15 protein-coding genes are annotated in these 13,421 nt (G+C 69.3%); 6 read left to right on the top strand and 9 right to left on the bottom strand.

Annotated elements, in window-relative coordinates; genetic code table 11:
• Positions 1–205 precede the first annotated feature (205 nt).
• The 3 genes from AC6CCG_RS21300 to AC6CCG_RS21310 all read right to left on the bottom strand — a co-directional run bounded on the left by AC6CCG_RS21300 (position 206) and on the right by AC6CCG_RS21310 (position 3,342).
• Positions 206–547 (bottom strand): hypothetical protein, encoded by a 342-nt coding sequence (locus tag AC6CCG_RS21300; RefSeq protein ID WP_496656650.1) that lies wholly within the window; start codon positions 545–547, stop codon positions 206–208.
• A complete protein-coding gene (locus AC6CCG_RS21305) occupies positions 534–1,373 on the bottom strand; it encodes a hypothetical protein (RefSeq protein WP_496656651.1) in 840 nt (279 codons plus the stop codon). The genes AC6CCG_RS21300 and AC6CCG_RS21305 overlap by 14 nt, the downstream gene beginning before the upstream one ends.
• A gap of 115 nt (positions 1,374–1,488) precedes the next feature.
• Positions 1,489–3,342 carry an acyl-CoA dehydrogenase gene (locus tag AC6CCG_RS21310; protein WP_496656652.1) on the bottom strand — a complete coding sequence of 618 codons (1,854 nt, stop codon included), beginning with the start codon at positions 3,340–3,342 and terminating at the stop codon, positions 1,489–1,491.
• Positions 3,343–3,761: 419 nt separating this feature from the next.
• Between AC6CCG_RS21310 and AC6CCG_RS21315 the strand changes: the two genes are divergently transcribed.
• Together AC6CCG_RS21315 and AC6CCG_RS21320 are read left to right on the top strand one after the other, a co-directional pair.
• Complete coding sequence (locus tag AC6CCG_RS21315) at positions 3,762–4,283, top strand: DUF1697 domain-containing protein (protein ID WP_496656653.1); 522 nt, start codon at positions 3,762–3,764, stop codon at positions 4,281–4,283.
• Positions 4,280–4,873 (top strand): hypothetical protein, encoded by a 594-nt coding sequence (locus AC6CCG_RS21320; RefSeq protein ID WP_496656654.1) that lies wholly within the window; start codon positions 4,280–4,282, stop codon positions 4,871–4,873. The genes AC6CCG_RS21315 and AC6CCG_RS21320 overlap by 4 nt, the downstream gene beginning before the upstream one ends.
• Here AC6CCG_RS21320 and AC6CCG_RS21325 read toward each other — a convergent pair.
• The gene (locus tag AC6CCG_RS21325) at positions 4,857–5,264 is read right to left on the bottom strand and encodes a VOC family protein (RefSeq protein ID WP_496656655.1); all 408 of its coding nucleotides are present in this window, start codon (positions 5,262–5,264) and stop codon (positions 4,857–4,859) included. The genes AC6CCG_RS21320 and AC6CCG_RS21325 overlap by 17 nt on opposite strands.
• 34 nt (positions 5,265–5,298) lie before the next feature.
• On the bottom strand, positions 5,299–5,715 hold the full coding sequence (locus tag AC6CCG_RS21330; protein WP_496656656.1) for a helix-turn-helix domain-containing protein: 417 nt from the start codon (positions 5,713–5,715) through the stop codon (positions 5,299–5,301).
• Between the two features lie 52 nt (positions 5,716–5,767).
• Here AC6CCG_RS21330 and AC6CCG_RS21335 point away from each other — a divergent pair, with 52 nt between their 5' ends.
• The 3 genes from AC6CCG_RS21335 (at position 5,768) to AC6CCG_RS21345 (ending at position 9,456) form a co-directional block, all read left to right on the top strand.
• Positions 5,768–6,829 carry a DUF4037 domain-containing protein gene (locus AC6CCG_RS21335; RefSeq protein ID WP_496656657.1) on the top strand — a complete coding sequence of 354 codons (1,062 nt, stop codon included), beginning with the start codon at positions 5,768–5,770 and terminating at the stop codon, positions 6,827–6,829.
• 113 nt (positions 6,830–6,942) lie between these two features.
• Positions 6,943–8,001, top strand: coding sequence for a serine hydrolase domain-containing protein (locus AC6CCG_RS21340; protein ID WP_496656658.1), 1,059 nt, complete (start codon positions 6,943–6,945; stop codon positions 7,999–8,001).
• Positions 8,002–8,094: 93 nt separating this feature from the next.
• Positions 8,095–9,456, top strand: a complete 1,362-nt coding sequence (locus AC6CCG_RS21345; RefSeq protein WP_496656659.1) for a cryptochrome/photolyase family protein — start codon at positions 8,095–8,097, stop codon at positions 9,454–9,456.
• On the opposite strand, the gene guaB is transcribed toward AC6CCG_RS21345, so the two are convergent.
• A complete protein-coding gene (gene guaB, locus AC6CCG_RS21350; RefSeq protein ID WP_496656660.1) occupies positions 9,438–10,931 on the bottom strand; it encodes an IMP dehydrogenase in 1,494 nt (497 codons plus the stop codon). The genes AC6CCG_RS21345 and guaB overlap by 19 nt on opposite strands.
• A gap of 288 nt (positions 10,932–11,219) precedes the next feature.
• On the opposite strand from guaB, the gene AC6CCG_RS21355 reads away from it, so the two are divergent.
• Complete coding sequence (locus tag AC6CCG_RS21355; RefSeq protein WP_496656662.1) at positions 11,220–11,822, top strand: HAD family hydrolase; 603 nt, start codon at positions 11,220–11,222, stop codon at positions 11,820–11,822.
• A 125-nt stretch (positions 11,823–11,947) separates the two neighbouring features.
• On the opposite strand, the gene AC6CCG_RS21360 is transcribed toward AC6CCG_RS21355, so the two are convergent.
• The 3 genes from AC6CCG_RS21360 to AC6CCG_RS21370 all read right to left on the bottom strand — a co-directional run bounded on the left by AC6CCG_RS21360 (position 11,948) and on the right by AC6CCG_RS21370 (position 13,403).
• Entirely contained in the window at positions 11,948–12,343 is a 396-nt protein-coding gene (locus AC6CCG_RS21360) for a VOC family protein (protein WP_496656663.1), read from the bottom strand.
• A gap of 34 nt (positions 12,344–12,377) precedes the next feature.
• Positions 12,378–12,632 (bottom strand): hypothetical protein, encoded by a 255-nt coding sequence (locus tag AC6CCG_RS21365; protein ID WP_496656664.1) that lies wholly within the window; start codon positions 12,630–12,632, stop codon positions 12,378–12,380.
• Positions 12,633–12,746: 114 nt separating this feature from the next.
• Positions 12,747–13,403: a pentapeptide repeat-containing protein gene (locus AC6CCG_RS21370; protein WP_496656665.1), complete on the bottom strand. Its 657-nt coding sequence runs from the start codon at positions 13,401–13,403 to the stop codon at positions 12,747–12,749.
• Positions 13,404–13,421: the final 18 nt, after the last annotated feature.

The raw sequence follows: 13,421 nt of genomic DNA on the forward strand, positions 1-13,421 counted from the left end.
TCCCCGGGAGACAACCTCTCGCGACCGGCCCCGGTTCGCAACCCACTCCGAAGAAATTCGCCCAGCCGTCACCTGCGGCAGCGAGCCCGCGGAGGGCCGGTCGGCCAAGTGTCACAGAATCGCGTTGTGCGGTGATCGGAGATCGATTTCTCGGCCTCGGGGAGGTCGCGAGATGCAGTTCTGTGCCATCTGGCACTGCTGGGAGCTATGCGGTGCCCTGCTGTTGGTGGCGTCGCCACTGCGCCAGGATGATGCTCGCCTCCAGGACGTCGATGGTCTCCAGCACCGGCACAGCCAGGTCGGCGTGACCGCGGCTCAGCAGGAATGTAGCTGCGCCGAAGCGAACGTGTTTGTCCTCGGTCTCGGCCAGCAGCGGAGCCAGCAGTTGAACCAGATGCCCGGCAGCATCGTGCCGCGCGGCGATAGCCTCCATCCTGGCTGTAGCTGCGTTCGATGCGGTCGCCTCAGGATCGTCACCGCTGAGCAGTCGTTCGGCCTCCTGCAGATGGTGCCGGACCTCGTTACGATCCTCGTCAATCGTCGCCACGGTACTTCCTTATCTCTTCGTCGACCACGCTGCGGCCGAATGCGTGCTGCGTCTCGAACGGCAGGCCGTCGAGCGAGTCCCGCAAACGCGAGAAGCCCGGGACGCCCTTGTTATAGCGTGCCGTGATCTTCTCGTGCACTGGTCGATCGAGCCAGCCCAGGTTGTCACTGGAGTGAATCTGCTCCGGGGTGAAACCGGAGCGCTCCGGCCTGGCCTGAGAACGCTCCACCAGGTGATGCAAGTCCTGGCCGGGACGTGGCCCGTGCTCGCGGATGCTCGCCTTGCGGGCCGCATCGAAAGTGCTGAAGGACCGGGACTCTCCGAACTCCTCGGTGAGCGTCTTGAACCCTCGCTGCTTCTCGGGCTTGTCGTCGCCCTCGCTAGCAGGCTCGGGTTCCGGTACCTCGGCTTCTCTGGCCTCGGCAGCCTCCTCGGCCCGCTTGGCCTGCTGGAATCGGATCTCAGCGCCCGTGCGCCCTTGGGCATCGGTGACGACCGATCTCCGGGGAGGAAGATCGCCGTCGGCACCGTCAGCCTCGGGCGTCTCGTCCTCGGCCTCATCGATTTGCTTGTTGCGCAGGAACCGCAGCTCCGCTGCGGTCATACCGTTGGAGTCGCGCAGATCAACCTCGCGGCGACGCCCCTCCTCGACCGCCTGCTCCTGCTCGGCCTCCTCGGACTCCACCTTCTCGTTCCAGGCGCGGGTGTACTCGGCTGCGTTCAGACCGTTGGCGTCCCGCAGCTCCGAGCCTTGTGGCCGCGCCTCGTGACGGTCGGCTCTCTCGCCGGGGTCCTCCGGCTGGTCCGTTGGGCGATCTACCCGCATGGCATGACGATATGAGGCTCGAGAAACGGGGCCAGAACACCGAGCGGGGCGGTTCCTTCACTTCGGGGGGATGAAGGGTACGGAACGCCCCGCTCGGTGCTGTCCGGGGGTCGGCTCAGAAGGCCGACTCGGGCAGGTCCATCACGGCGTTGTCGGTCTGCTCGGCGATGGTCCGTTCGGCGGTCAGGCGCGGCAGGACGGTGCGGGCGAACCAGCGGGCGGCGGCGACCTTGCCCTCGTAGAAGGCCCGATCCGCCTCGGACACGTCGCCGGCCAGGGCCTGCAGGGCGACCTCGGCGCCGCGCAGCAGCAGCCAGGCGCAGATCAGGTCGCCGGCGGCCATCAGCAGGCGGGTGGTATTCAGGCCGACCTGGTAGAGGTCGCGCGGCTCGCCGGCGGCCGAGGACTGCAGCCGGGTGATCATCGCGGCGACGATCGAGCCGACGTCCTCGAGACCCTTCTGGAGCAGCTCGCGCTCCTCCTTCAGCTGCCCACTCTCGTCGGCGGCCGCGGCGAACCCGCCGATCTCCGCGGACAGGGCGCCGAGCGCCTTGCCCTGATCCTTGATGATCTTGCGGAAGAACAGGTCCTGGCCCTGGATCGCGGTGGTGCCCTCGTAGAGCGTGTCGATCTTGGCGTCGCGGACGTACTGCTCCAGCGGGAAGTCGGCGATGAAGCCGGAGCCGCCGAAGGTCTGCAGCGACTCGGTGCCGAGCAGCACCCAGGAGCGCTCCGACCCGTACCCCTTGACGATCGGCAGCATCAGGTCGTTGAGCCGTTCCGCCAACTCGTCGGTACGGCCCTCGGCGCGCGCGAGCGCCACCCGGTCCTGGATGCTCGCCGCGTAGAGCACGAGGGCGCGCATCCCTTCCACGGCGGACTTCTGGGTCATCAGCGAACGCCGGACGTCCGGGTGGTTGATGATCGTCACCCGCGGCGAGGCCTTGTCGGTGGCCTTCGCCAGATCGGGCCCCTGAACCCGGGCCTTGGCGTACTCCAGCGCGTTGAGGTAGCCGGAGGACAGGGTCGCGATGGCCTTGGTGCCGACCAGCATCCGGGCGTGCTCGATGATTTCGAACATCTGCTTGATCCCGTTGTGCACCTCGCCCAGCAGCCAGCCCTTGGCCGGGGTGGCGCCGTCGCCGAACGTGAGCTCGCAGGTGTTGGACACCTTGAGCCCCATCTTGTGCTCCAGACCGGTGACGTTGACGCCGTTGCGCTCGCCGGTCAGCTCGCCGGTTTCATGATCGAAGTGGTATTTGGGCACGATGAACAGGCTGAGCCCCTTGGTGCCGGGCCCGCCCTCGCCCTCGACCCCGTGCGGCCGCGCCAGCACCAGGTGGATGATGTTCTCGGTGAGGTCGTGCTCGCCGCCGGTGATGAACCGCTTGACGCCCTCGAGGTGCCAGGAGCCGTCCGGCTGCGGGATGGCCCGGGTCCGGCCGGCGCCGACATCGGAGCCCGCGTCCGGCTCGGTCAGCACCATCGTCGCGGCCCATTTGCGGTCGACGATGTGCTTGCCGATCTTCTTGTCCCGATCGGTGCCGTTGCGCCACACCGCGTAGCCCATGTGCGGGCCCTCCGCGTACATGTAGATCGACGGGTTGGCGCCGAGCACCATCTCGGCCAGACCCCAGGCCAGGCTGGGCGGGGTCGGCTGGCCGTCGAGCTCCTCCGGCAGCACCACGCGCCACCAGTCCGAGTCGATGTAGGCCTGGTACGACTTCTTGAACGACTCGGGCAGCGGCGCCGTCTGCGTCACCGGGTCGAAGACCGGCGGATTGCGGTCGCCGTCGACGAACGACTCGGCCAGCTTGGTCCGGGCCAGCAGGTCGACCTCGGCCAGCATCGCCTCGGCCGTCTCCTTGTCGAGCTCCGCGTACGGGCCGGTGCCGAGCACCTTGTCCGTGTGCAGAACCTCGAACAGGTTGAACGCGATGTCGCGGACATTGGACTTGTAGTGCGCCATGGGACTCCTCGCCAGGACCGAAGTTACCCGTCAGTAACCAAAAGTATGCTACTCGCCGGTAACCTGCGCAAGCTGCACTGATCCGAAGAGGGCAGCAGAGGATGATTCGCCGGGTGGGGCACCAGGGCCCCACCCGGCGTCACTCTCTCGATTCAGGGTGTGATCAGCACGGACGGGTAGCTCGGCCACACGGGCCACGAGAAGGTGGGGTTGAGTGCGGTCTTACGAGCTTCGCCGATTCACACTCCTGACCTGCCGGATTCCGGGGAGATACCCGGCAGAAGAGAGAGCTACATTCTAGGATTCGGCGCCCCGTCGCGGTAGGGGAAGTTGGTCCCATCTTGCTGCCGTACAAGCGAAATCTTGATGATCGTCCCGTCTTCGGCGAGTGGACGGGCCCGGCGTGGTTCGATGGGGCCATGACGCGTTACGCGGTGTTGCTGCGCGGGATCAACCTCGGCCGGCGCAAAGTGGCGATGGCGGAGTTGCGCGAAGTCGCCGAAGCGGCCGGCTTCGAGGACGTACGGACGCATCTGAACAGCGGCAACCTGATCATCGCGAGCGATCACGCTGCCGACAAGGTGCGGAAGCTGCTGGAGCCCGCGATCGCCGAGCGGTTCGGCTTCGACGTGCCGGTCGTCGTGCGCACCGTTGATCAACTACGAGCGGTGCTGGCCGCGAACCCGTTCCCGGACGCCGATCCGTCCCGCCTGATCATCAACTTCTGCGCGACCGCACCGCCGGCCGACGTGCTGGACCGGATGGCCCGGCTGGCCACCGACGCGGAGCCGATCGCGGTGGTGGGCGACGAAGTCGTCGTGGACTTTCGGGACGGGATCGGCCGGAGCAAGCTCGCCGGCGCCGGGGACAAGGTCATCGGCGTCACCGCCACCGGGCGGAATCTGCGCACGGTGCAGAAGCTGGTGGAGCTGCTGACGTGAACGCCAAGCTGGTTCCGGCGATCGCGGCGGCGCTGCCGGGGCTGGTGCTGGCCGGCATCGGCCTGGCCCATCCGCACGATCTCGCTCCGGCCACGGCGGGCCACTGGATCACCCTGCACGTCTGGCTGGTCCCGATCTTCCCGCTGCTCGGGCTGGCCCTCCTGATCCCGGGCTGGCGATCCCCGCGCTGGGCCCGGATCGTGCTGGCCGCGTTGATCTTCCTGTACGTCGTCTACTACGGCGCCCTGGACGCGGTCGCCGGGATCGGGGCCGGCATCGCGGTACAGCGGAACCAGGCCCGCGGCGACGTCGATCGCTGGCTGCTGGACGTCGGCAACAGCCTCGGCTGGGTGGGCAGCATCGCGTTCCTGGCGGCTGCCCTGTTGGTGGCCGGGTTGCTGTTCCAGCGGGTCCGCGGTCCGGCGCTGATCCCCGGGCTGCTCCTGGTCGGGAGCGCGGTCTCGTTCCTGGACAGCCACATCTATGCACCGCGCGGAGTGATCACCGTGTTGCTGATCGGCCTGGCGACCGGCTGGCTGACCTGGGTGGCCGGCCGCCGGGCGCCGGTGCCGGCTACGTCGTCTGGTTGATCCGGATCGCGTTGCCGAACGGGTCGCGCAGTCCGCAGTCGATCCCGTACGGGCGCTCGGTGGGCGGCTCGGTGAACTCGACGCCCTTGGCGGTCAGTTCCTCGTACGTCTTGTGGATGTCGTCGGTGGACAGGCCGATCCAGCCCCCGCCGGCGCCCTTGGTGACCAGTTCGCGGACCTGTTCGGCGGTGCTGTCGTCGTGCGCCGGCGCGCCCGGCCGCTCCAGCAGCAGTTCGCGGTCCGGCTGGCCTGGCACCCCGACGGTGAGCCAGCGCATGAAGCCGAGGTCCTGGTCGGTGCGGACCTCGAAGCCGAGCTTGTCGACGTAGAAGGCGAGGGCCTCGTCCTGGTCGAGGACGAAGATCGAGGAAATCGTGATGGCGTTCAACATGCCTCGAACCTAAGGTCCGCGACCGCGCGGATGCTTATCCGAAACTGCTCGGTCTGAGCCAGGCCTTGGCGAAGCAGGTCGGCGCGACGATCGGCGGCAACCCGACGATCCGGCGCCGGAACTCGGTCGGCGATTCGCCGACGATGTCGCGGAACGTACGGCTGAACGTGCCGAGGCTGCTGAACCCGACCTCGAGGCAGATGTCGGTGACGCTGCGGTCGGTCTCCCGGAGCAGCCGCATTGCCCGTTCCACCCGGCGCCGCTGCAGATAGCGGTGCGGCGTCTCGCCGAACGTCGCCCGGAAGGTCCGGATGAAGTGCGCCTCGGAGACGTGCGCCAGCCGGGCCAGGGCGGGAATGTCCAGCGGCTCGGCGTAGCCACGGTCCATCGCGTCCCGGGCGCGCAGCATCCGCCGATTGGTGTCCTCGGCGGCCCGGCTCATGGAGGTCATCCTGCCGGAAACCCCTTGGACGGGACGGCTCCGGGCTGGCCAGACTTGGCGGGTGCCGCCAGCCTTCCTGTCCGGGATCGAACTCGCCCGTAGGTTGTACGGGGAGGTCGTCGGGCCCGGTCTGGCGGCGGACTTCCCCGGGCTGCCGTACGCGGCCGCTCTGATCGGCCCCGGCTCCGAAGTGCTCGGGTACGACACCGAGCGGTCCACCGATCACGACTGGGGCCCGCGGTTGTTGATCTTCCTCGCCGATGATCATGCCGACCGCGCGGCCGAGGTCCGGGACGTTGTGGGCCGGCGGCTCCCGGAGCGGTTCCACGGGTTTCCGACCACCTTCCCGGAGGGTGATCACCGGGTCGTGGTGGCCGGGCTGGGCGATTGGCTGCGTTGGCGGCTCGGCTTCGATCCGCGCAGCGGGGTCGCGCTGCGGGACTGGCTCGGCGCGCCCGGTCAGTTGCTGGCCGAGATCACCGGCGGTGCCGTCTTCCACGACGACTCCGGCGAACTGGGCCGGGTCCGGGCGCGACTGGCCTGGTATCCGAACGACGTGTGGCGCTATCTGCTGGCCTGTCAGTGGCAGCGGATCAGCCAGGAGGAGCCGTTCCCGGGTCGCTGTGCCGAGGTAGGCGACGACGTCGGCTCCATGATCATCGCCGGCCGGCTGGCCCGGGACGTGATCAAGCTGTGCCTGCTGATGGAGCGCCGTTACCCGCCGTACCCGAAATGGCTGGGCACCGCCTTCAAGCGGCTGCCGATCGCGGCCGAGGTCGAGCCGCTGCTCACCGGCGCCCTGACCGCCCGCGACTGGCCGGAGCGGGAGCGGCTGCTCAACCAGGCCTACCTGGCGACCGGCCGCGCCCACAACGCCCTCGGCCTGACCGCGCCGATCGAGCCGGCCCTGGTCCCCTTCCACACCAGGCCGTTCCTGGTCCCGGCCGCCGGCCGCTATGCCGATGCGCTGCTGCAGACCATCACCGATCCGGAACTGCGGCACCTACCCAGGATCGGCGCGGCCGACCAATACCTGGACAGCACCGACGCGCTCAATGATCATGGACTGCGTGACGCCGCCGCGGGTACCGTCCTCCGCCCCACGCGCAACTCCGCTCCCTGAGCCGGTCGAAGCCAGGATGATCACCGCCCCTCCGCTCCCTGAGCTTGTCGAAGGGCAGGCCGGATGATCGCCGCACCCCACGCGGTCCCTGAGCTTGTCGAAGGGCGGGCGGGATGATCGTCGCCTGGGTTCGGCGCGTGCTGGCCGGCCTGCTCATCCTGGCCGCCGGAGCCGGCCTCGGGCTCTGGTGGTCCGCCGACGAACGCCCCGAGCTCCGGCCACCGCGTGATCTCGCCGCCGCGACCGCCGCCCTGGACCGGGACCTGCCCGCCCTGCTCGCCTCGACCAAGGTCCCGGGAGCGGCGGTGGCGCTGGTGTCTGGCGACCGGGTGATCTTCAGCCGCGGTTACGGCGTAGCGGACCGGACGGGCACGCCGGTCACCGACGACACGGTCTTCCAGGCCGGTTCGATCTCCAAGACCGTGGCAGCGGCGGCGCTCGTCGCACGCTACCCGGACCGGCTGGACGAGCCGATCGCCGGCGAGCTGCGTGGCTGGGCCCTGCCGCCCGGCGGGCCGGACCCGACGGCGATCTCCCTGCGGCGGCTGCTCAGCCACACGGCCGGGATGAACGTGCCCGGCTACCTCGGCGCGGAGCGGGGCGGCTCGACGATCGACTCGCTGAACGGGCGGACCGGGGCCGACCCGGTCCGGCAGACCGAGACACCGGGCCGCTATCGCTACAGCGGGGGCGGTTACACGGTGGCGCAACTGTTCGCCGAGTCTGACACCGGCCGGCCGTTCGCCGCCCTGGTCCAGGATCGGGTGCTGGCGCCGCTGAGGATGGAGCGGAGCGGCTTCGGTTGTGGTGCCGAGGTCGTACCCGGTCATGATCAACAGGGGCGGCGGACGCCGGACTACCGCTATCCGGAGGCGGCCGCGGCAGGCCTGTGCAGCACGGCCGATGATCTTGGTCGCTTCGCGGCCTGGCTCGGCTCGTCCGATCCCGTTGCGGTGCGCCTGCGTACCGCCGAGGAGGGGACCGACGGAAAGTACGGGCTCGGCGTCGAGATCGATCATCCGGACCACGTCGGGCATCTCGGGGTGAACCGCGGCTACTACGCCCGGCTGGTCGTGAACCCGCGGGAGCGGTTTGGCGTCGTCGTGCTGACCAACGGAGATCGCGGGTCGGAGGTCGTTCGCGGCGTCCTGCGCACGATCGGGCGGCACTAGCCGGTGCCGCTGTCGCGATAGCCCTTCAAGTCGACGCGATCTCGCGACAGCGCGCGACCCGGACGGCCCCGACGATCGGGCTAGTGTCGTCGGATGGACGTTTCCGTGATGTGGTTCCGGCGTGATCTGCGGCTGGGTGATCATCCGGCGCTCGGCCGGGCCGCCGCGGAGGGCGCGGTGCTGCCCCTGGTCGTGCTCGATCCCGGGTTGCTCCGGGCGGCGGGCCGGCGGCGGGACCGCTATCTGGCCTCGGTCGCGGCCCTGCGCGACGCCACCGGCGGGGCGCTCGAGATCCGGACCGGCGATCCTGCCGTCGAGGTGCGGGCGGCGGCGCGGCGGGTCGGCGCGACGCGGATCCACGTCAGCGCCGACGGCACGCCGTACGGTCGACGGCGGGACCGGCGGGTCGGCGAGGCGCTGGCCGAGGCGGGGCTGGAGTTGATCATGACCGGGAGCCCGTACGCGATCGGACCGGGACTGGTGCTGAACGGGAGCGGCGCGCCGTACCAGGTGTTCACGCCGTTCCATCGGGCCTGGCGGGAGCACGGCTGGCCCGCTCCGGCACCGTCGGTCGAGCCGGACTGGCACCCGTCGGACGTCCAGCCGGAGCATCGGCGGTTGCCGGCACCGGCCGATCACGACGCCGGCGAGGAGCGGGCGCTGGATCGGTGGCGGCGCTATGTCGAGGACACGATCGACCGCTACGACGCCGAGCGGGACCGGCCCGACCTCGATGCGACCAGCCGAATGTCGATCCCGCTGAAGTACGGCGAACTGCATCCGCGCACCCTGCTGGCCGATGTCGCCGCCGGGCCGCCGAGCGCGGGGCGGGACAAGTTCGTCGCCGAGCTGTGTTGGCGCGAGTTCTACGCCGACGTGCTCTGGCACCGGCCGCGGTCGGCCTGGCAGGACCTACGCCCCGAGCTCGCCGCGATGGACTATGCCGACCCGGCCGAGGCGGCGGAGTTGATCAAGGCCTGGACGGAGGGCCGGACCGGCTATCCGGTGGTCGACGCCGCGATGCGGCAGCTGGCCGCGGAGGGCTGGATGCACAACCGGATGCGGATGATCACGGCGAGCTTCCTGATCAAGGACCTGCACGTCTGGTGGCCGGTCGGTGCGCGGCACTTCCTTGATCAACTCCTGGACGGCGACCTGGCCTCGAACAACCACGGCTGGCAGTGGGTGGCCGGGACGGGGACGGACGCGGCGCCGTACTTCCGGATCTTCAATCCGACCACCCAGGCCAAGCGGTTCGACCCGGACGGCGACTACGTCCGGCGCTGGGTGCCGGAGCTGCGCCACCTCGCCGGCGCTGCCGCCCACGAGCCGTGGCGGTCCGACGACGGCTACGCGGACGGCTATCCGGAACGGATCGTCGACCACGCCGAGGAGCGCGAGGTGGCGCTGTCCCGCTACCGGCACGCTCGGGCGGCTCAGGGACGCACGGCGTAGTTCGGTGCCTCGGCGGTCAGCTGGATGTCGTGCGGGTGTGACTCGCGGAGGCCCGCGGAGGTGATCCGGACGAACCGGCCGCGCTCCTTCAGTTCGGGGATCGTTGCGGCGCCCGCGTAGAACATCGCCTGCCGCAGCCCGCCGACCAGCTGGTAGGCGACCGCGGCGATCGGCCCGCGGTGCGGCACCCGCCCCTCGATGCCCTCCGGCACCAGGTCGTTCACCGCCGTGACGTCACCCTGGAAGTAGCGGTCCTTCGAGTACGAGCCGCTGCGGCCCCGACCGGACAGCGCCGGCAGTGAAGCCATCCCGCGATACTCCTTGTACTGCTTGCCGTTGACGAAGATCAACTCGCCCGGGCTCTCGTCGCAGCCGGCCAGCAGCGAACCCAGCATGACCGTGTCCGCACCGGCCACGATGGCCTTGGCGATGTCGCCGGAGTACTGCAGGCCGCCGTCGCCGATCACCGGGATGCCGGCCGGACCGGCCACCGACGCCGCCTCGCTGATCGCGGTCACCTGCGGTACGCCGACCCCGGCCACCACCCGGGTGGTGCAGATCGAACCCGGGCCCACGCCGACTCGGATCCCGTCCACGCCGGCCTCGATCAGCGCCCGCGCCCCGGCCGCCGTCGCGACGTTGCCGCCGACGATGTCCACCTGATCGGCCCGCGGTTCGACCCGGAGCTTGTTGATCATGTCCAGTACGGCGCGGGTGTGCCCGTGCGCGGTGTCGACGATCAGCAGGTCGACCCCGGCATCGATCAGGGCCATGGCCCGTTCCCAGGCATCGCCGAAGAAGCCGACCGCGGCCGCGACCCGGAGTCGGCCCTGCTCGTCCTTGGTGGCGTCGGGATGCTGATCGGCCTTGACGAAGTCCTTGACCGTGATCAGCCCGCGAAGTCGATCATGGTCGTCGACCAGGGGCAGTTTCTCGATCTTGTGCGCGGCGAGCAGCCGCAGCGCTTCCGTACGCCCGATGCCGACCCGCCCCGTGATCAACGGCATCGGCGTCATCACCTCGCCGACCCGGCGCAGCGGATCGGTCTCGAAGCGCAGGTCACGGTTGGTCACGATGCCGACCAGCCGTTCGTCCGCGTCGACCACCGGCACCCCGGAGATCCGGTAGTGCGCACAGAGCTCCTCGACGTCGCGCAGGCTGGCGTCCGGCGAGATCGTCACCGGATCGTCGATCATGCCCGACTCGGACCGCTTCACCTGGTCCACCTGCCGGGCCTGCTGGTCCAACGGGAGGTTGCGGTGGATCACGCCCAGCCCACCGACCCGAGCCATCGCCACCGCCATCCGAGCCTCGGTCACCGTGTCCATCGGCGAGCTCAGCAGCGGCACCTTGAGCGAGATGTTGCGCGACACCCGCGACCGCGTGTCCGCCTGAGAAGGAATCACCTCCGACTCCCCGGGCTTCAGCAGCACGTCGTCGAAGGTCAATCCCCAGCGTTCCATCACCTTGTCCATGCGCCACCATAACCAAGGAGTAGTAGCCAACACAACTACTACCCTCTCCGTTCCGCCGACCGGTCACAAAAGCAGGCGTTCTGGCGGCGTGTCGCTGCAGTTGTGACCGGTCGATGGAGGTGGGCGAGGTGTCTGGACGGGTCGGTGCCCGGAACCGACCGGCCGTCGCGCCGATCCGCGACTGTCGCGACGGTGGCGGAGAGGTGCAGGGGGTCGCGGCGGTGCCGAGGTGGGCGGGGTGATCGCGTTGTCGTAGCCTTGGGCGACCGCGATCGGTCGGAGAGCAGGATGAAGATCAACAACGAGATCGGGGCCGTGCTCTGTGATCTCGACGGGGTGCTCCGGGTTTTCGATCATGAGGTTCAGGTCGAGATCGAAGACCGCTACGGACTGCCGCTGATGCGTACGGCGTTCGACCCCGAGCTGATCGGGCCGGCGACGCTCGGCCTGGCCACCGAACAGGAGTGGGTCGAGGCGGTCGTCGAAGCGCTCGGTGGTGATCAGCAGGCGCGGCAGGCGATGCAGGAGTTCGTCGACGTACCGTTCTTCGTTGATCAGAAGGTGAAGGAGGCGCTGGAGCGTGCGATGGAGCGCGTCCCGGTCGTGATCGTCACCAACGCCACCGACACCCTCGACGAGCATCTCGAGCGCGCCGGCCTGACCGGCTTCGCCCACGCGGTGATCAGCAGTGCCCGCGTCGGCATCGCGAAACCCGACCGGCGCATCTACGAGCTGGCCGCCGAGGCGGCCGGCGCTGAGCCCCGCACCTGCGTCTTCATCGACGACCGGCGCGAGAACGTCGAAGCCGCCCTGGCACTCGGCATGGCCGGCATCCACTTCACCGCGGCAGCGGACCTGCACCCCCTCGAGGCCATCACCGCCGCGCGTTGATCGCCCAAGCGGGGTGAGTGCCACCAGGGTGCATGTCGCGATTTCTCTTCGCATGAACCGATAAAGCGCATCGGGCACGGAGGAGCCCTCAATGCCAAGAGCTTTAACGACATGCGAGTCGATCATCAGTCGGCACGGGGCGGGGATTTCAGGCCCCAGCGGTAGCCGTCGGGGTCGGCGAAGATCGCGTACTGCTGGCCCCAGGGCATCGATCGCGCCGCGGCGATCACCCGGCCGCCGGCCCGCTCCACCGTCGAGAGCAGGGCGTCGACCTCGTCGGCCGAGTCGAGGGTCAGGTCGATGGTGGTCGAGCCTGGTGCAACGGGTGGTTCGGACGAGTCCCACCGCGCTGCGAACTCCGTGCTGTGCAGGGCGACCGGCACCGGGCCGCCGTCGCTCAGCCACGCCTGGGTCTCCTCGCCGGCTTCGGAGGCGGGGCGTAGCGCGCAGCCGATCGCCGCATAGAACGCGTGGCTTCGGGCCAGGTCCTCGACGACGAGGTTGATCTCGGTGACCCTCATCGGTCGAGTCAACCAGTTCCGACCGGGTCGCGGGTCAGTCGACGGAGAATCGTTCCCAGGCGGCCTGGCGGCTGACGCCGAGGGCGGTGCCGATCTCGGCCCAGGTCACGCCCTGTTTCCGGGCCAGTCGCACTGCTTCGGCGAGGGTGCTGTCGAGGGAGCGGATGCCTTCGGTGATGCCGCTGATGACCTTGATCGGCTCGGCGCGCCAGTCGCCGCTGATGCCGACCGTGACCTTGACCTGGACCGGTGTCTCGACCGGGTCCTCTCGTTCCGTGGTCTCGAACATGATGTCAAGGATTCCTGACAGATCGGAGCCTGTCAAGGTAGCCTGACGTCATGACAGATGGCGCGCCGCGCCAGGTGATGCAACTGCAGGAGTTGTTGGGCGAATTCCCTTTGCTCAAAGGACGTTGAGCCCGAGGTGCCGGGCCAGCAGCCGGGACATCAACATCAGCTGCTCCTCGCTGATCGTCGCTCCGGCGATCCCGGCCAGCCCGTTGATCGTCGACAGCTCGGCGCCGCGAAGATCGACGTCGGTCAGCTTCGTGTCGGTCAGGTCGAGGGTGCCGATCCGGCAGTTGCGGATCGCGAGCCGGTTGATCTTGGCGGAGTTGAGGTCGAGCTCCTCGATCCCGGAGTCCGCGATGATCACGTCGCGCCACTCCGAACCGCGCAGATTCAGATAGCCCAGCTTGCAATCGGTGATCGTCACGTCGCGCCAGTTCGACTCGTACAGCTCGGCTGAGCCGATCCGGGACCGCTCGATGATCATGTTCCGCCAGCCGGTCCGTTGCCCGCGCAGCACCGGTGCGTCGACGTCGCGCCACCGCCCGCCGGTGAAGTGGACGCCGCGGAGATTGGCGTCGAGCAGTTGCACCTGGTCGAATTCGCAACCGGTGAACGAGGCTGCGGTCAGGTCGCGGTCGGTGAAGTCGACCCGGACGTACTGCTCGCCCTCGCGCAGATCGCCGTCCAGCACGTCGCGGGGATCGGGCCGGGTCAGCTCCCCGAGGCGTACGGCGGTGATCTTCGGCGGCTTCGGCTCCCGGCTCTCCATGCCACGTCACGGTACGCC

It is taken from the genome of Microlunatus sp. YIM B11417 (assembly GCF_059617205.1).